Origin of the sequence: Pseudoalteromonas galatheae (genome assembly GCF_005886105.2) — a bacterium.
GTDB lineage: Bacteria > Pseudomonadota > Gammaproteobacteria > Enterobacterales > Alteromonadaceae > Pseudoalteromonas > Pseudoalteromonas galatheae.
In genome coordinates, this window is sequence record NZ_PNCO02000002.1 from 1228803 (window position 1) to 1247572 (window position 18770).

Annotated in this window: 16 protein-coding genes; 7 read left to right on the forward strand and 9 right to left on the reverse strand. The window is 41.8% G+C overall.

Annotation, left to right across the window (positions count from 1 at the left end):
- Nucleotides 1-2: 2 nt before the first annotated feature.
- The 5 genes from CWC29_RS23190 to CWC29_RS23210 form a co-directional block, all read right to left on the reverse strand.
- Nucleotides 3-2339, reverse strand: coding sequence for a TonB-dependent receptor (locus CWC29_RS23190; RefSeq protein WP_138524754.1), 2337 nt, complete (start codon nt 2337-2339; stop codon nt 3-5).
- A gap of 244 nt (nt 2340-2583) precedes the next feature.
- Nucleotides 2584-2937 (reverse strand): gamma-glutamylcyclotransferase family protein, encoded by a 354-nt coding sequence (locus CWC29_RS23195; RefSeq protein WP_138524753.1) that lies wholly within the window; start codon nt 2935-2937, stop codon nt 2584-2586.
- Between the two features lie 59 nt (nt 2938-2996).
- Nucleotides 2997-5147, reverse strand: coding sequence for a DUF6351 family protein (locus tag CWC29_RS23200; RefSeq protein WP_138524751.1), 2151 nt, complete (start codon nt 5145-5147; stop codon nt 2997-2999).
- Nucleotides 5148-5262: 115 nt separating this feature from the next.
- The gene (locus CWC29_RS23205; RefSeq protein ID WP_138524750.1) at nt 5263-6012 is read right to left on the reverse strand and encodes a substrate-binding periplasmic protein; all 750 of its coding nucleotides are present in this window, start codon (nt 6010-6012) and stop codon (nt 5263-5265) included.
- A gap of 309 nt (nt 6013-6321) precedes the next feature.
- Nucleotides 6322-8370 carry a TonB-dependent receptor gene (locus CWC29_RS23210; protein WP_128725752.1) on the reverse strand — a complete coding sequence of 683 codons (2049 nt, stop codon included), beginning with the start codon at nt 8368-8370 and terminating at the stop codon, nt 6322-6324.
- Nucleotides 8371-8807: 437 nt separating this feature from the next.
- Between CWC29_RS23210 and CWC29_RS23220 the strand changes: the two genes are divergently transcribed.
- The 3 genes from CWC29_RS23220 (at nt 8808) to CWC29_RS23230 (ending at nt 11462) form a co-directional block, all read left to right on the forward strand.
- Nucleotides 8808-9128, forward strand: coding sequence for a hypothetical protein (locus CWC29_RS23220; protein ID WP_138524748.1), 321 nt, complete (start codon nt 8808-8810; stop codon nt 9126-9128).
- Nucleotides 9125-10738 carry a PepSY-associated TM helix domain-containing protein gene (locus CWC29_RS23225; protein ID WP_138524747.1) on the forward strand — a complete coding sequence of 538 codons (1614 nt, stop codon included), beginning with the start codon at nt 9125-9127 and terminating at the stop codon, nt 10736-10738. The genes CWC29_RS23220 and CWC29_RS23225 overlap by 4 nt, the downstream gene beginning before the upstream one ends.
- A gap of 103 nt (nt 10739-10841) precedes the next feature.
- Entirely contained in the window at nt 10842-11462 is a 621-nt protein-coding gene (locus tag CWC29_RS23230) for a LysE family translocator (protein ID WP_138524745.1), read from the forward strand.
- Here CWC29_RS23230 and CWC29_RS23235 read toward each other — a convergent pair.
- Entirely contained in the window at nt 11424-12350 is a 927-nt protein-coding gene (locus CWC29_RS23235; RefSeq protein WP_138524744.1) for a LysR substrate-binding domain-containing protein, read from the reverse strand. The genes CWC29_RS23230 and CWC29_RS23235 overlap by 39 nt on opposite strands.
- A gap of 107 nt (nt 12351-12457) precedes the next feature.
- Between CWC29_RS23235 and CWC29_RS23240 the strand changes: the two genes are divergently transcribed.
- Nucleotides 12458-13264, forward strand: a complete 807-nt coding sequence (locus CWC29_RS23240; RefSeq protein ID WP_138524742.1) for an aminotransferase class IV — start codon at nt 12458-12460, stop codon at nt 13262-13264.
- On the opposite strand, the gene CWC29_RS23245 is transcribed toward CWC29_RS23240, so the two are convergent.
- Nucleotides 13265-13873: a hypothetical protein gene (locus tag CWC29_RS23245; RefSeq protein WP_138524740.1), complete on the reverse strand. Its 609-nt coding sequence runs from the start codon at nt 13871-13873 to the stop codon at nt 13265-13267.
- Nucleotides 13874-14200: 327 nt separating this feature from the next.
- On the opposite strand from CWC29_RS23245, the gene CWC29_RS23250 reads away from it, so the two are divergent.
- On the forward strand, nt 14201-14899 hold the full coding sequence (locus CWC29_RS23250; RefSeq protein WP_138524739.1) for a hypothetical protein: 699 nt from the start codon (nt 14201-14203) through the stop codon (nt 14897-14899).
- Nucleotides 14900-15102: 203 nt separating this feature from the next.
- Here CWC29_RS23250 and CWC29_RS23255 read toward each other — a convergent pair whose 3' ends face one another.
- On the reverse strand, nt 15103-16080 hold the full coding sequence (locus tag CWC29_RS23255) for an integron integrase (RefSeq protein WP_138524738.1): 978 nt from the start codon (nt 16078-16080) through the stop codon (nt 15103-15105).
- Between the two features lie 236 nt (nt 16081-16316).
- Here CWC29_RS23255 and CWC29_RS23260 point away from each other — a divergent pair, with 236 nt between their 5' ends.
- Both CWC29_RS23260 and CWC29_RS23265 read left to right on the forward strand, forming a co-directional pair.
- Nucleotides 16317-16634, forward strand: a complete 318-nt coding sequence (locus CWC29_RS23260) for a hypothetical protein (RefSeq protein ID WP_138524736.1) — start codon at nt 16317-16319, stop codon at nt 16632-16634.
- A 122-nt stretch (nt 16635-16756) separates the two neighbouring features.
- Nucleotides 16757-17140 carry a hypothetical protein gene (locus CWC29_RS23265; RefSeq protein WP_138524735.1) on the forward strand — a complete coding sequence of 128 codons (384 nt, stop codon included), beginning with the start codon at nt 16757-16759 and terminating at the stop codon, nt 17138-17140.
- Between the two features lie 408 nt (nt 17141-17548).
- On the opposite strand, the gene CWC29_RS23270 is transcribed toward CWC29_RS23265, so the two are convergent.
- On the reverse strand, nt 17549-18703 hold the full coding sequence (locus tag CWC29_RS23270) for an IS110 family RNA-guided transposase (RefSeq protein ID WP_128725700.1): 1155 nt from the start codon (nt 18701-18703) through the stop codon (nt 17549-17551).
- Nucleotides 18704-18770 lie beyond the last annotated feature (67 nt).

Here is an 18770-nt window from a genome sequence, read left to right on the forward strand (position 1 = left end):
TATTAAAAAGTGAGCTTAAAGTTCACAGCAGCGGTGCGTGGAGCTCCTATCCATGCAGATTGACCAGCAATACCACCCAAATAACTTTCATCGGTTAGGTTATTGATAGTTAACCTCAGCTCCATATTTTCAACACCAGATAGCGGTGAATCAATCGCAACACCGGCATAAAAATCTGAAGTCATATAGCTATCGACTCTTTGAGTATTCTTCGCATCCATGTAACGTTCACCAACCCATTTCGTTGAAAGACCCGCGAAATATGGCCCCTCAGCCCAATCAATAGAAATAACAGCTAAATCTTCTGCAGAGCCAAATACTGTGTTACCCGCCGGGAAGTCATTCAAACCACCCGTGTAGATGGAATCGTTATATGTATATGATGCATAAATCCCCCAGCTGTTGGTTACATACCAAGTTGCAGAAGCTTCAAAACCGCTCGACTCGATACCACCAACATTCACATATGAACCATTAGTGCCAATCAGATAATCAATACCATCTGGTGAATCTGGAGCAATAAAACTAATGCGGTTATCAAACGTTACATCATAGTAGGTCAGGCTGGCATTAAATTCGGTAGATGAATACCTAAAACCTAAATCAATGTTTTCAGCAGTTTCAGGCTCGATTTGTTCAAGTGCAGAGGCTTCGCGTTCTAGTACGTTGTCTTTTATAGCTGCAAAGTTTTCGGCATAACCTGCAAATAACTCTAGGCCTTCGATTGGCATGGGGGCGACGATCCCTGCGCTTAGTAATGCGTCAGAGTCTGAGTCTAGTGCCACTTTTTGACCGCTAAACTTGTCGACACCTTCTAACTCGACCAAGAATTTCTTGGCACCAACACGCAATCGAGCCAGGCCAAAGTCTAATTCATCCTCAATGTAGAGCATGGTTGTATCGACATTAAACTCACGGCTATATTGGATCCAATATGGCGTATCATCAAAATTAGCAGAGACTCGAGCATCAATACGCTTGTGCCAATCTCGCCATTCTTCACGTTGGTAGTCTTCATACCAAAACCCTGCGCGAATGGTGTTATCCATATCGGCAATTTTGCCGTAGAAAGTAAAATCAGCATTGATCCCGAGACGGTCTTTACCGTAGTGCGTATGTCGATAAGAGCCTACCGGAATCGCGCCTGCACTATAACATGCCGGATCATACTCTTCGTCAGCACCACCGTATGGGAAAGTTAGGCTTGAGGTACATTTTGCATTTGGTTTTAGTGCTTTACCTTCTCTATCAACGAAGTAAATGCGTCCGATAGGACTACCGCCAGTATAAGGCGCAGTACCTGTTACTTCTGAATGAGGCTGATTTAATCCGTCGTTGTTGATATCAACTAAATAGGGAGGAACCCAATCACCACGACCTTCATTGGTGTGATAATAGACATTACTCGTTAGTGCCCAATTAGTTTGTTCATAGGTCGCTTCTATGTAGCCGAAAATGTTTTCGCGGTGCGTACGCCAGCCATTGCGATATACTTGGTCAATATGTGGAATGCCGGTGATGGTATCTGTCAGTCTATCCCATGCTGGATCGGCTTCAAATTGTTCTTGGCTTACACGTTGGTAGTTTGCTTCAACCACATCATCATAAGATGCATAAGCTTTTACTGTTAGCGGACCTTTTTGGTGTTTTATTTTAGCGGCTAAATGGTCGCGTTCATTATTAGCGACTTGTTGGATCCAGTCTGAGTTACTTGAGCTAGAAACGCTGATCCAAGCATAGGTATTCTCAATTATTTCACCGGTTTCATAACGAGCAAAGTACTTTTGCGCTACAAAGTCACCACTGGTGATAGAGAGCGTTAAGCCTTGTTTTTCAGTGGGATCGATGGTTGTGAAGTTAAGTGTACCACCCAATGCCTCATTAGATCGTGAGGCAATATCAGCGGTACCTTGAGATACTTGCACTGCGCCTAAATTTTCGGTATCGATGTAGCGGTTTGCTTTCGCACCACCACCATAGTTTGAATTACCATTAGCAATGCCATCAACCGTAATACCGATTTGTTGCTCGTCTAAACTCAGCTGAAAACCACGAATAGAAACGGTGGTCGACCAGTCGTCAGAACCAAAAGTATCTCCTTCGTTGATGAGAACACCAGGTAAATTATCAATAACAGCCAAAGCCGATGTCATAGCAGACTGTTGCTTGCTCATTTCGTCACTTGTTGCGTTATTTGCAAAGGAAACGCTTTGTCCAACAACCGTAACTTCTTCAATGACTTTATCGTCTTTACTCTCGTCATCGTTAGCATAGGCGTTAACTGCTAGGGTGGATAGTAGTGCGGTAGTGATCAGGTTTAGCTTGCGTTGCGTTTTCATAATTGTTCCAACTTCTAGGTTAATTGTGATCGCTGAAAGAGTCGGCGCAAGTATGGGGAGGTTTTATGACAATTCAGGCGACTTTTATTGAACGTTCAATTAATAAAAGTTTAAAGAATTAAGACATAGGCATATTTGTATTTTATTCGTGGGACGTAAGATCTACATTTGAGAGTGACTCTGAATAGCAATCAAAGGAAAAGCAGAGCTATTCACAACGAATAACTCGAGGATTAGTTGGGAACTAAATTAATTGGGCATTAGGAGCTGCCGAGTAAATCCAGCAGGTTTTACCCGAGCTTAGTGTTGCGGAAATGCGCTGATAGTCATCCACTTCGTATTCATCTGCATGAGCTAATTCAGCTTTAGTGATTAAAAAGACTGTGCCCTCGACTTCATCCTCTACATTACCCGTTGCGATCAAAATGGGATGAATATCTTTTTGGCTACTGATGATAACTGCAGGGTCCGTTATTTTAACTTGGCCAACTTTAAATCCACAAAGTACCGTTTTCTCGCCTTCTAATCGTCTGCCGAATGTATCTAGTTGCACTTGCTCCTGTTGCAATGTGCCGTACGAAAATAATGCTTGCATCACTTAATTCTAATCCATTGTTTTTCCGCTGGGTCTCAGTCTAAGCTGAGTTATTTTTTCTATCAATCAAGATCTTGCGGTCTACCCATATCGGGCTGACTATAATCGCATACGCCTTTTGGATAAATTTGTTTAAGTGTGGTGAGTTGTGTTGAGATATCTACATCCCCGTAGAGCCCTTTGGCAAGGGCCGCTTCAATCGATATTTTATGACACTTAAATATATCACCAGCCCAGTTTGCACCAGCTTGAATTCTGCTGGTAGAAAACATCGGATATCTGGCGGTACAAGTTCCTTGCGGCTGGTTATTCCAGATACCATTAAATACAGCTTTGCCGCTGGCGATGACTTTACCTTGTTCGTCGAAACACGTATCAGCAAGTGTCTTCGGTTTTGCGTCTGCAACGGATAAATTTGGCTGTGCTTTGAGGTTGAGTAACCACTCATCCATTTTTTCAAATGCGAGTTGAGTTGGATTAAACGCTTGATGTGCGACCCAAATTACTTGGTTCTCTGGGTTTGAATCTGCGGCGGACATTCTCAATCGAGTATAAAATGAAGCAGACATATGATGCATATCTAGCTCATTCTCAAGGTAATGTCTGGCATCAATAATAGGGATATCAACCTTGCCAATAAATACCTGTCCAGAGCGATATGCTTTTTCCATCGCCGCAAGGCTGCCACTGTGCCTCGGTGCTATACCATTGTCATCTGGCGTGGTGATATTATGATTACCCCAAAGCGTTAGCCAAATAGGTACCTTATGGCCAAATGGCAATACAATTTCTTCTTGTTGCATCTGGTTTTGGGGCTTCCATCCACCTATTTTTTTGTTGATATCAATAAATTCAGCCATCGTGATCTGCTGAGCCTTTAATGCTTCAAGTCCGTATTGAACACCTTCGTTATCCCAAGTGCTTAGTCCTAAGCCTGATTGGTCTGTGCCAAATACGTTAGCCATGTCCTGCCAGTAACTCCAGTTTGTTTTCTCTACTACCTCATCCTCAAAAAAGGCCCTTAAAAACCCTTGCCTCGGATTATTAATAAAAGTAGATAATCCAAAGTAGCCATTGATACACTCGCTATTGCCATCAGGAAAGGAGGGTACAAACCCTGACATTAATTGGTTTAGTGGCTGCAAAAAACCAGCTCTTTGCGGAAAGTCGTTGATTGCATTCATGCCTTCAATATGACGGCGGCGGGTCCAATCATGCCATGCTTTTCTGTCGTCGGCTCTAAAAGTAAAGTAGTTATTTAGTAAATCACAATCTAACGCGTAAGTGGTTTGGGTGATCATATCAGGGTAACTATAAAGTGGGATAAGGCCATCTAAGATCCCTTGGCTATTTTGTGCAATCAAATATTGTGCGAGTCCACCGCCAGAGCCACCAATTCCGACCGTATAGAGCGGCTCTCCGTACAAACTAGTGAATTGCTTTTTCACCCGCCTTGCGGTGTCTTCAGCCAGTAGCATATTGTAGGTGTAGCTGGTTTTATTGCCACTAGAGCTTATGACCGCATAGCCAAGCCTTAACTGCTCAAGCTGTCTATCTATCACACGCTCCGGTTTTTGCCTGCCTTGCCTAAAGCCAATTCCAGAGCCACCATTAAATTGGTAGATAAGTCGGTTATTCCATTGAGACTTTGCGTATCTATCACCCACTTCGTCAACTGTAATTGGCATGACGATAGTGTAAATGAAGCGATTTATAGTGCCTTGCTCAACCCGTAACAGTAAGCTTGTGTCTATCGCTTTATTTCTTTCGTCTAGCGGCTTGATTTGGTTGTCAGAAGTTATCGCAAAGTAGCGTAACCGCGTTTTTGCCATACAATCTTTACTAAAACCAAGTACTTGGTTTGATTGCTCATCCATCACCGGCACACCGAGCCCCGCGTGGTTATCTATTTCTGGTTGATCAAGGCCAGAGTCCAGAGTCATACAGTAAAAAGGATATTGGTTAGGGCCAGAGTATAGATTGGTACTAGGACCAATATCTCCCATCGCAATTGGAAATACGAAGGTATCGACGGGCCTGTTAACTTTCGAAATATGCGGATAAAACTCAAGAATAGGATTGTTTGCACCGATTGCTACGCTTTCTACACTGTATATTTTTTCTTGCTCACTCGTTAGCCAAAACCAATAGCAACAAGCGCCAAGAGCAATCAAAGATAAGAATGCGGTGAGCCAAGAAAATAAGGATTTCATACGAGCTCCTTCGAGTGCGAGGCAAATGGATAAACAGATATTATAAGTGTAGAACTAGATTATCGTAGTGTGGTTATTTGTTTGTTATTTGAACATGAAATTATTGCGTTAGGAATTAAAAATCGTCGCCTAAATATTTAATCTCAATAGCTTTAATTCTTTTTACCGGAACTTTTTCTAAGAGTGACTCTATACGCTTCGCCATCGCTTGGTTAGCGATGTTGTACCCCATAAATTGCTGCTCAGCATGAAAGGGGCGAGGCAAAAAGTCGACTTCAAGCTGATGGCGGCGGATCATCTCTAATGCCCACACTTTATCGACTAAAACGGCGTCAACTCTATTGTTATTGAGTACGCTAAAAAACTTTTTGCCGTCGTCATGATTTTGCTCATAAAATGAACGTTGGACAATAGCCGCTTTGATTTCTTTTAACCCTTGCACTGCTGCTTCCGGATAGCTGTAATCCTCTGAGATCATGACTCTAGGGGCGGTAAGCTGATAAAAGTCATCAGGGCTACTAAAGCGACCTTTTTTAACCGCAAGAGAAAGCTGCCAAGTGGTGAATGACACGTTAATAATTGGAAAGCCATCAGCCTCATCAACGTGTAAAGTAAAGTCAAACGTGCCATCGGCGACGCCTGCTAAACAACGACGGTAAGGAAGTTCATGAAATGTGACTCGGTAAGGACTGCTAACGAGTGCTGATTTAATAACATCAACCTCAATCCCGCGAACTTGCTTTTGCTCATTTATAAAGCTATAAGGCCACCACCGTTCAAAACAAATGTGTACTGTTCGGCTATCCGTTCTTGCCTTGGCACAAGTACTGAAGAGAGTTAGTAGCAAAATGAAAAAAATGCGCATCGACAAATTTACCCTAAATTGACTACTCTAAGGGTAATAATAGAATTGAAAAAGCGCAACAGAGTGGACGTTGCGCCTTTTCGTTAAAAGCGCGAAGCAGTAAACAAACGGCTTCGTGCTTGAGGTTCACTGCTCTTTGCTGAACAGTAACACCAATTAGTCTTAATACTTGCCCGACTTAAAGGAGTAAATCGGATACTAACTGTGCCAAAACTTTCTCAGTTAGAACAGCTAAATAGTAAGATTTTATTACCTTAAAATAGGCACTTAATTAAGCTAATTGGTATAAACATGAAAAGTCAGTGAACCCTAAAATTGGTAGGTAGCAGAGATACCCATATTGCGAGGGTCTACAATGCCAACATAGCCATATTCGTAGCGACGACTGCTTGGTGAAACCAGAGTGTATGCTTCTTTATCAAAAACATTATTCACAAAGGCTGCAATCAGCCAATTATCGATTTCATAATCGATATTAAAGCGAGACAGCGTGTAATCGCCAGCGATCCGCTCTTTAGTATTGCCAATTTCACCGTAGTACTCATCTACTTTAACTGTGCTAAGGCCAATATGCAGGTCATCAGTGAGCCAATATTTGATTGCTAAATTTGCTGTGAAGCCCGGCGCTGAGCTTAGCTCATTGCCATCAAACGCAGAGAATTTTACGCTGGTATCTTGTATTTCGGTTCTCAATACACCTGCTCCACCTCGAAGCTGAAGATCAGGTGTTAACATCGCAGAAAACTCGAATTCAGCACCGTAGGTGATCACAGTATCCATATTGGAGATGCGATATTGTGGATCATTTGCTTGGTAACCGTCGTAATTGTTATAAAACAAATTCGCACTGATATTCAAATCGTTACTTAATGCAGATCTCAGGCCCAGTTCATACGTGTTAACGGTTTCTGAGTCGTAATAATAATACTCTCCAGTTTCCCATTGTAACGCGCCACCTGCACCATTGTATCCACGCCTAGCGCTAAGAGATGCAGTGGTTTTATCATTTACATTGTATTGTAAAACCAGTTTAGGTAAGCGAATTGTTTTGTCTTGATCGAGTAGGGAATTTAGTACCCCCTGAGCAGTAGTAAAGTGAATATCACGCCATTGTGATTCCTGCTCAATACGTGCTCCGGTGATGATAGTAAAGTCAGGGTTTAGCTTATAGCTTAGTTCACCATATATGGCTTTTGATTTACTATCATCACTGCCAAAATAGTTAGCAAAGCCATCACTATGATAGGTTTGTTCTCTGTCATAATATGCTAAACCAATGAAGCCTGATAAAAGTTCGGCGCTGTAGTTGAGCTTGAACTCGACATTTACATTGTCTTCATTCATCCTCATTACTTGTTCAAATTTTGGGTTAGCTTCATAAGAATCAAAACCGAAATTATAATCCATAGCTGCCATCAAAATTTCGTAATCAACGCTTTGATTTAGTTTGTGATTGATTTTTAAGCTAGTTGTTTTTGAATTGGTGTCCATATAACGCTCCCATGCTGGAATGAAAGCGCGAGGATCCTTTGCGATATAGTTTGTACGGCCTGTATTACCTTTTTCAAAAGCAATTGAATGACTAAGAAGTGCCGTTACTCCCTCAAACTGACTAGGTTGCCACAGTAATTTAAATCTGGCTTTTTCTGTGTTGAGCTCATTTAGGTCAAATTTTGGCGGATTATCTTTGTACTCAATACTATTGTCATAGTCTTCACCGTCAACGCGTTGACCGGTGATACGAAATGCTAGCTCATTATCAATAAGTGGCCCAGATAGCATGATCGACTTATCTATATAACTCTCTTTATTTCTATAAGCAACCCTACCTGCGCCTTCCCAATCAAAAGAAGGATCTTTGGTCTTTATAAACATTGCGCCGCCGATACTGTTTCGGCCGTGGCTAGTAGATTGTGGCCCTCGGAATACCTCTATTTGTTCTACATCCCACATTCCTGTATCGCCGGTTAGATCAGCCATAAATGGTTCGGCCACACCGTCGGTAATGGTTGAAACTCTTGCTTTGGCACCACCAGAAACACCATTGAATCCAGTCGCCGAACCATTACCTGAAACGCCACGTATGTCAGGCTTTGCGCCTGAAAGTACGACTACATTGGCTATTTCAGAAACTGCACTACTTAAACTTAAGTGCGTTAAATCTTTGAGTTGAGACTCATCAATTACAGATACGGAAGAAGCTGTATCTTTTAGACTTCGTGCCGTTTTTTCGCCTAATACAATGATTTTTTCAATAGATTCGATTTCTTTTTCATCATCGGCATAACTAAGAGGAGAGAGTAGTGCGGTTGAGACACAAAGCGCTATAAGAGACTTTTTTGTAGAATATGTATTCACCGAGGTGATCCTTTTTACCAATTATAAGTTATTTTTTTGGGAGACTGTTGTCAGTCTTTTAATATTTTAAATAAAAATGATTATCATATCAATTGTATTTGATGTTGCTGAAAGCTAAACATTCGCTATAATCTTAACCTCGCCTTAATCTTCAATCTTACTGTAAAACGGAGTTTTACCTTGTTAAGCGTGTTTTTTGTCGCTCTTTTGAGCCTTGCAATTACGTTAATTTACTGCACAAACAAGCATCAGCGCTTGTTAAAGCGCTCTTTGTCTACCTCTGTCAGATTTGCCGGCTATATTCTTCTGGCAATTGCATTCATTTTTGCAATACAAATTTTCACTGGTGCAGCGGTTGTGTTTAGTTGGCTCATTGGCGTTATGGTATTGACTGCGCTAATCCCATTCACCATTCTGATTTTATTTAGGAAGTCCCAATGAGCAGATTTTCAAATGCTGACAAAATCCAACCAGACTGGTGGGGGAAGACACTTGCAGGTGTCATACTTGGCTTGGCACTGAGCTTTGGTATCGTTGGTCTTTTCGCTTGGGTAGGGAGCGACGGCTTGATGGAAACGTTAACTCCTGCAAGACAAAGTTGGCGGACTCAGTTCAGTATGTGGATGATTTCTCCTATCTGGTTACTCATTTTGAGTTTTGTTTTTATGTTCAAAAGCTCAAAACAAGCAGTGCTTTGGCTTGGTGGCGCTAACTTGGTTGTTTACGTTATTTTATTTGTTGTAAGAGGGATGGCATGAAGATCCGCGCCGATATATTAAGGATTTATCAGAATGTACATACTTGGACAGGAGTAACGACCGGTCTACTGTTGTTTATTGGCTTCTTTGCTGGTGCTATCACCATGTTTGCGGGTAGTATCGACAAATGGGCTACACCACCTTCCCACCATTTGCCTCAAGTCGACGCCGACAAATACGATGCGTTGATCCATCGTGTGTTTGAGCAACATCCTGAAGCACTAAATGGTATTAATATTAATTTTGAAGCAGGTCACTCTCCAGTAAATTGGTATGAGCAAGGTGGCGCTCGGGGCTTGAGCCTTGATAAAACGCTCTGGCACGGCACATTAAATGAGGCTGGAGAGCTTGAAGCACATACCAGCTATATTAATGAATTGTCATCGTTAGTGGATTATCTTCACCGTAGCGCAGGTATCGCAGGTGAAATTGGACATGATCAGGCTGGGGTCTATGTACTCGGTATTGCCGCAATTTTGTATTTTATTGCGCTTGTTTCGGGTGTTATTTTCTTACTCCCGACGCTTATCAAAAGTTTTTTTGCTTTAAGAGATAAAAAAGGCGCGAGTCGCTTTTGGCTTGATACTCATAATCTAATTGGGATAACTAGCTTACCGTTTCATATTGTTATTGCCATCACAGTCATTGTGTTTGCATTCCACGACATCTTGTATGGTGGGTTAGGTAAGTTGTATGGCGACAAACCACTTTTTCCGAGTCAAGCACCTTCAGCTATTGAGTACAAGGTTGAAAATTTGCCGAGGCTTGAAGTGATTTTGCAAAAAGCGAGAGACTACGCGCCCGGCCACCAAGTCAAAGAAATCACTTTGAGTCGATTAAATGGCACTAGGCCCTCAGCGTCAATTCAATTGTTTAGTGATGAACACTTGATGCGAGGCCCTGAAGCTGATTATTTATTTATGAACCCGTATACATTTGAAGTATCTGCAAGCAGTGTCGCAGATGATGCTCGGGGGATTTGGGGGGCCGTCGTGACTACGTTATTCGGTCTTCACTTTGGGAGCTACGGCGGAGAGCTTGGTCGCTGGGCTTATTTTATAATGGGCATTTTAGGCGCAGTGTTATTTTATACTGGTAATTTATTATGGCTTGAGAAGCGCCGTAAGCAAAAACAGCTAGAGCAGTCAAAATCAACCCGAGTGATGGGCAAATTGACTATTGGCGTGGCAATGGGTTCATTATTAGGTGTAGCCACGGCGTTTGCCGTAACGAAGTGGGCTGCCTTGACCACATTGAATATTAATGTTGTGTATATGTGGGTCTATTATCTATGTTTTGGTTTTACCTTAATTGCGGCGTTCGTTATCGGCATGAGTAAAACGGCAATTTGGTCACAAAGAGCGATTGCCATTTTGTGCTTCTCGTTGCCGCTAACTTCGGTCATCGCTTTTATAATCCCAAGTCTTGGTATTTGGCCTGCAACTGCTTGGTCTTCCATTGCTTTAGAGCTAACCGCTATGATTCTGGGTGCTACTTTCTGGCGAATGGCTAATAAGACAAAACATAGAGCTTACTATGGCGAAACCAATAGCATTTGGTTTATTGGTCAGCAGCAAACTGAACATGAGTTACAAACACAGTCTGTATAAAAACATATAAAAAGGGGCGAGTAGCCCCTTTTTACTTGCAAAGAGTTATCTAATTTTTCAAATCTGTTATCCTACGCCCTTTGCAACTCTCTACGGAAAAATTATGGAACTTACAGCCTGGTTAAGCCTTGCTGCAATTTGTGTTTTTGGTGCGATGTCACCGGGCCCAAGCTTAGCTGTTGTCTTGCGTTATAGCCTATTTCATAGTGCCAAGCATGGTATCGTCGCAAGCCTTGCGCATGGTTTGGGAGTTGGCATTTATGCCAGCCTAGCAATCTTGGGGCTGTCAGGGCTTATTCATCAATTTCCGATTGTATACCAATTTTTGGTTTACGGTGGTGCCGCCTACTTGGCATGGATGGGGATAAAAATCCTAATGAGTAAAAGCCAAGGGTTGGCGGTATCACAGTCTCAAGTGGCAACCTCATATGCCAAAGCTGCGCAGGATGGTTTTGCAATTGCATTTTTGAATCCTAAATTGGCTATTTTCTTCGTTGCGCTCTTTTCGCAGTTTATCGACCCAGAAAAGATGACATTAACAGTAGGTTTTATCATGTGTATTACCGTGCTAACGATAGATGCGCTGTGGTATTTTATTGTCTCAATTTTGAGTGCTTCAGCAAGAGACAAATTCGATTTAACGGCCAAGCGTGCTGTAATTGATAAAATACTGGGCTGTGCCTTTTTATTGCTTGCGCTCAGAGTTGTTTACCAATCCCTGTAGCCATTGTAAGCACTTTTGGATAGGCGCTCTATCTTTGCGCCCATCAGGAATGATCGCATAATATGCATAGGGAGCGGGGATCGCCAGTTCGCGCTTATCAAGCTGAACTAATCGACCACTAGAAACTTCTCTCGTAGCCAGTTTAGGCTCTACTAAACCAATCGCATTCTCGTCTTGTATAAACTGGATCACTTGTGTCATTTCATCGAATGAGATGTGCTCAGCAGTGTTCCATTCAATGTCGGTAAAGTTTTCAAACCAATTTGACCAACTTGGCCACTCTAAAGAACCGACGCGACACTTAACTGAACACAACAAAAATTGAGGAAATGTTTTAGGACTTTCCAACAAGGCTTGATGCTGTTGCCAAAAAGCTTCGCTACAAACAGCGACAAGACTGGTATTCATCAATTTTTTTATTTCAACAGCTCCTTCCAACACACCATCACAAAAGCGTATCGCAATATCAAAGTCGCTCTGTACCAATGGTCTTATTTTATCCGAAATATCGATTTCAATGTCGATATCAGGGTTTGATGATTTAAAACGAGCTAAATTAGGTAACAATAGTTGAGTGGCAAAGCGCGTACTGGCGGTAATGCGTAATGTTTTATTATCTTGGTTGAGCTGCTTGGCTTGCGCTATTGCCGAGTGCATTTGTGTAAGCGACTTAGAAGCTTGTTGGCAAATGAGTCGCCCTTCTTTGGTCACTTCAAGACCTCCACTTTGTCGTGTAAATAACAAAAAACCAAGTCGACTTTCAAGTAGCCTAACTTGGTAGCTCACCGCTGCAGGTGTCAGTCCAAGTTCTTCTGCTACTTTTGAAAAGCTGTTAAGTCGCAAGCTTGCATCCAAGATTTGTAAGAGAGAACCACTCAAGTACTTCATTTAACACCCTGCAAATTAAATTTGTAAGGTTTGCAAAAACTATTCGTTTTTCAAAACCCACTATTTTGGAGAGAATAATACCACACAGAGGTATTTGGACTAGTGAAATGAAAGGTAAGTACTCTACTTTTATCAATGGGAATGTAGCGAAAATAGAAGAGTTGGAAAATCTGGCATTTGCAGGGCATGCACATTTTACTGCAATGCAAATGCGAGAATATGGAGTAAAAGGATTTGAGTTTCATATTGCAAGATTACGACAAGCTTCACAAAAAATATTTTCAATGGAGTTGAAAGAGACGGATGTGGTAGAGCAGCTACAAGCTGCGGTAAAGGAAGCCCCAAAGGATGGCTCAATCTTAATCACGGTATTTAGTTCAGATGGTGAATTTACGCAAAAATCAAAAGATGCGGATCTCAATATTATGATTAAAACAAGTGCTGCACATGATGGTCCAACGGGGTCTATGCGTCTGAAATCTTTTGAATATCAGCGCCCACTAGCCGACACTAAACATGTGGGTGAAATCGCAAAGACTCACTTTATGCGTGAAGCAAACAAAGCCGGGTTTGACGACGCACTTTTCGTTCATGATAATAGAGTATTGGAAGGCAGTATTTGGAATCTTGTTGGCTGGGATGGCGAAGGGTTAGTATGGCCAAAAGGGGCCAAATTGCACGGCACTATGATGCAAATTATAGAAGCAATGGCACATCAAATTGGTATAAAGCAAAGAAGTGCTGATATTTCATTAGGTGAGATAGCTCAGTTAGAGGGAGTTGCACTACTAAACTCTTGGACGCCTTGTGTCCCTGTCACAGCGCTTGATAGAATAAAGCTTAAATCAAATCATGACTTTTATACATTACTACGAAGGTTACACGATAAGGCGCCAGTGACCAGTTTGGCCTAACTAATCTAACCCCTTGCGCTGTATGTAGTTATGAAGAATAAATGCTTTGAGTTTTTCGCTATCGGTTTTATTCATTGCAAAGGATACGGCGAGCTCCAATGGGCTTGTCACCTTTATCGAGTGGACGTTTGCAAACAGTGGAATAGGGTCGGCAAGATATAATTTAGCTATCCGACTGATCACATTAATTTGGATTGCATTTGCTTGGTAGGGAAAAGTATTAATCAGTCCACCGGATTGGGATATGGAGACCATGTTAAACGGCATCATTTGAGGAGACAATCTAAACCTGACCGGCGTTGATGGGCAAGTACGCCAGCTACGTGGCGCACTAGAGTTAGCGGCTTCTACGATATTAGGTGCTTCTAAGTTGTTGTCTAAAATCTCCATCAATGCCGATAGGTCGCTAAGTGGAAACTCGACCTGCTCGTTGGCATTTTTGGCAACGAGACAAAACTGAGAACTATTTGAAATACTCGCAAGTAACTTTTTAATCTCACTGTGCGTTTGCTGTTTTTGATCCCTAGCTTCCGGCAATAGCGAGCCTGCAACGCGATTACCGGCTAGGGTTCGGTTAATGAATTGTAATTCTTCCTTCGTCAATTTCATGATTAAGCACATCCATTGGGTGGTTGATATTTATACAGCAAGGTTTATACCAAATTCCGCTTTCGTTGCTATTGCGGCGTTTCTTTTTTAAGTACGGCTCTGCAATCTGTTCGGCAGTAAACTCGTTGCCGTTTAGACTCTAAATAGGGCAACCTAACGTACCTAAGCGGCAATGAATTGCCCATGAAGCTGTACGAGTTATTAAGAAAACGAAATATTCCCGTGTTCAGTGGCTATTGATATCAATTCATCGGCTGTTGTTGAAAATATTTATTTGGAATAATGCTTGCAAAGGTCTAGCACCGAGATTGTTTTTAGACTTGCCCAATGCCAACGTTTTTAACTGGACATCAAGTATCGCTGATTGAGCCTACTTCACTGAACTTTTCACCTGTAGAGCGAGAGAAACTAGTGATCCCAAGCGCTCATAATCAGCTTACAGCAAATGACAATCACTTTGCTGCTGGTGGGGGACGTGCTCACACCTTTAAACAAAACTTTATGAATGCCATGAGCAATGGCTCGGCTAGCGAAACGTCGCAACATGACAAAAATGAAGCGTTACTGCAGTTCCAATTTGCGGATCACGAAGTTCTATTCGACCTTACAAGCATCGCCTCTCATGATGAGGCTGCTTACGAAAAACTCCGAGCGTTGTTGGCTGATATGATGACAAGGCCTGTAAAGGTTGATATCAGCAGTAAAGATCAAGCGCAGCAATTACTGTTTAAAAATTTAGAGCTAGATTTTTTAGCGTACAAGGAGCTCTCTGAGCGGCTGGAAATGTTAGCAAAGCTTGACCATGAAACTGAAAGTCAAAAAGCATTGGCGCAGCAAGATAGAGATCGCATTCGTGCGGTAATTGCAAGTTTACATGCACGCCTAGAGAAGGGCCAAGAGGCGTTACTTGGCGGAACAACATTAAAAGCGTTGGATGTAAATCGCAAAGATTTTGAGCTTGAATTAGATAGCCTATTTACAAGTGTTGGCTTTGATTCGGATATGCCTGTAACTGGCACGACTTGATTGCAGTGATCATTATTGTTTGCTGGGATTTGCACTTTTTACCAGGTATAAAATGTAGTAGCCCATACCCGAATCTAACCGTTTAAAAAGAACGGGGCTAGACTTTACCTGACATGCGCTTTGTGGAACAAAAGACGGTCGTCAACGTTACTTTTGTTCTACAAAGCGCACGTTCCACTGACTCATGTATGTCCCAAAATAAGCTAGAAAATTTTGCTCAAAGGGCTTACAACACCGTTTGCGCCTAGCTGTAAAACATGGGTATAAATCTGAGTGGTTTTAACGTCTGAATGGCCTAACTGAGCTTGTACTGTTCTAATATCTGCACCACTTTGTAACAAATGAGTAGCAAATGAATGTCTAAAAGTGTGGGGCGTTATCAGTTTTGTTATTTGTGCTTTTTTGGCTGCCTCTTTAACCGCTTTACGCACTCCTGTTTGATGAAAATGATGTCGGCGGATCTCCCCAGTTTCAGGATCTGCACTTAACTTATATGAGGGAAATAGATACTGCCAAGCAATTGACTTATTGGCGCTAGGATATTTTCTTGCTAGTGCGTTTGACATCCAAACACCAGCATAATATTCGTTCTGGGAATCTAATTTTAAGTATTCATCAGCCTGAGCAATTTGATTTCTTAGCAAAGGTATAAGTTCTGTGGCGAGAGTAACCACCCGATGTTTATTCCCTTTTCCATTCCAGATCCGAATGCACTTGTAGTCAAAGTCAAAGTCAATGTCCTGAACTCGTAGTTGAACAGCTTCCATTACACGTAAGCCGCTACCATACATTAAGCCTGAAATTAAATAATATCGTTTACTTAAAAACGACATGAGACGTTTAACCTCATCGGGGGTCATAACAATTGGCAACTTAGATTGACGCTTGCCTCTGACAAAGGTTAGATTGGGGCACAAATCCTGTTTAATTATTTGCTTATATAGAAAAGATAATGCATTTAACGCTGTCGCTTGTGTTTTAGGCGGCACATTACATTTAAGTACAAGGTAGTCGAGATATTCGACAACCTCGTTATCGCCCATTGAAGCTGGGTGACGCTTATCATGAAAATGAATATAGGAAGAAGTCCACTTAAGATATGTATCAACGGTTCTGAGCGAATAGTGCTTAGTCAGCATAAACTCTGCGATGTGGTTTAAAAATGGTGAACGAGTTCTCATTGAGCTAGCCCCAACTAATTGCTGTATTTATATACAGTGTTGTTGTGTTTCTCCTATAGTCAAGAAAACGACTCACTGGGTCGTTTTTATCCTTTTCATAATGATGAAAAATATATCTGTAGCAACAAGTTAGTTATTGTGATAAAACTGGTACAATGAGAATAATGACCCATGACTCGGTAGATAAACGACCCATTGGGTCGATATTAAATTGTTAGGTTTCTTTGGATATATACGTGCAAATTGAAGAATGGAAAGAACCGTGGAGAGCAATTCAGTTTGCGGCTGAAATTCCACATGTACAAAAGCAATACCAGCGAGAAATAACTAAAAAACACCCGTTATTCGGTAAGAATGGAAAAGTCATTGGCCGTCGAATAGATTGTGATGACGTTGTTGTTGTATTGTCAGATGGTACTTATGTAAACGTTCATTTAGTATGGGGAACTGGCGCTAGTCAATTCCCTGAAGACTATCCATCTTGGTTTACATATGGAAGCAAGGAAGACTTTTTAAATTCAATGGCTGAAGATTCCAGTGATTACGAAGACTAAACCTAACAAGCTGTTTAACATGGACAAAATACAGTTGGCTTTTGCTCCTTCGTCGCTTAATTTTAGCCAACTGTATTTTGCCCATTAACAGGGCGTTATGTTTCAGAGGAAATGGAAGACCGGTGCTTAATTTAGAAAGTTTAGGAGAAGCAATTGCACTCCACAGAGCAATAGTTCAAGCCAAGTTTTCAGAACTTGAACCTTTTGACTCCGCCATACCGTTCAGCGAGCCTTTATCAAATCTTGCAAAGAGAAATATAGATTCGATAATTTTGCAGCTTGCTGAACAAGGTGAAGACTTTGACGCAAAGCTTTGGTCGGAAACTCGCAATTTAAAAACAGACTGGGATGGTTACGAGTATATCAAGCAACGCATTGGAGCTGCCTCGGTTTGGTCCTCCTACAGTGACGGGGATAAGGTTAGATTTATCGAAATACTCTGCTCACCGTTTAGCCCATCACAAGAGCAGCTAAACGAGCTACTCAGTATCAAAAATGAAACATAACAAGCGCCTCATGTTGCTCGTAAACTCGCTGGGACAAATTTTCGCGGGCTTTTCGCTCCGCTCAAGTTTAGCCCACTCAATTTGCCCCATAGGCGGGCGTTGGTATGACTCCCACTGTCAAGTTAAACACACTGATCCTTGCTTAACTTTAAGCCATAATTTCTTAACTCGAATTAGAGAGAGTTAATGCACTAGGATGAAGCAAGTAATTTCGTCGGTTTTCTTGCTGGTATTCGTTGGTTACTCATTTTCATGAGCAGAGCAGACCTTACTTAACTCGACGTGGCACCTGTTTTCAGTCTATGTTCGTGGTTCAATGCTGCGTTAGCTGCATTGCCATCCTAACGCCGTCGGTGGTTGTGCCACACCCGATGCTTGACCCAATACATTAACTCTAATTCGTTCATTTTAAGCTGGTACTCTGGATAATCTTAATTTGGGATTTACCGGTGAGAGCACAACCTGTTTTGCGATTGCCCAGATATAAGCAATCATTTCACGGGCAATGGCGGTGACAACGAGGTTGTAATGCTTGCCTTTATTTATAAGCTTTTTATAACGTTTACAGAGCCTTAATTGTGCTTTCCATGCAATATCAATAAGTTGCTTTGGTAAGCCTTCTTGTCGTTTTTGTAACTCAGTCGATATGTTGGCTGCATGACGGTAACTGTGAGCACCTTCGACTAATAAGCGCCTTGCACGACCATTGCCACATTTAGTAATTGCGCCAATATGCCTTTTACCACCACTCGAGTGTTCACTCGGAACGAGCCCAAGATAACTCATGAGTTTTCGCGGATGGTCGAAGCGGGTTAAATCACCAAGCTCAGAGACAATACCAGCGGCCACGAGTAAGCGAACGCCGCGCATAGCTTGGATTGCTTTAACTACAGGGTAGTAACGCCATTGATAAACATGATGAGAGAGCTCATTGTCGAGTCGCTCCAATCGTGCAGTTCGCTCGTTTATGGTTTGAATAAACTCTTGTAAAACGATTTGTTGTGCAGGATGTGGCAATACCAGCTCTGTGAGCCAACGTAAGTGTTTGAGAGACCAGTTTGCTGTGCCAGCATAGTTAATGTTGTTGCGAAGAAGCATTGCTTTTAGCTGGTACTTTGCATCTTTTAAATCTTTCATCGCAACTTCTCGAGCACGAGATAAATCACGAATAGCTTCATCTTCCGGCTCAGGTACATAAATAGGGGTTAAGTCTTCAGACTTAAGTAATTTAGCTAGTTTAAGTGCATCACGTTTGTCAGTTTTTACACGCTCGCCAGGTTTTTTAGGAATGAGAGAAGGGGCAACCACATAGCAGCAATGACCAAGACTAGTGATTAACCGATAAATCCAGTAACCGCAGGGGCCAGCCTCATAAACGAAATGGAGCGTAGTGTTAGGGTATTTAGATTCAAATTGTCTGATAAGCTTTTTAATAGTGACTTTAGATGAATAAATACGACCGAAATGAATGGGTTGTGCACCTCGATTGTCTTCAATATAGGCAACTTCAATGAACTCTTTATGAGTATCTAAGCCAATGAAAAGTATGTTATGTTTAGTCATGCTAGCCTCTGCTATTTAGTTATTTGACAAACTAATTATGGCTCTGGCTTTAAGCTAACCCACGAAA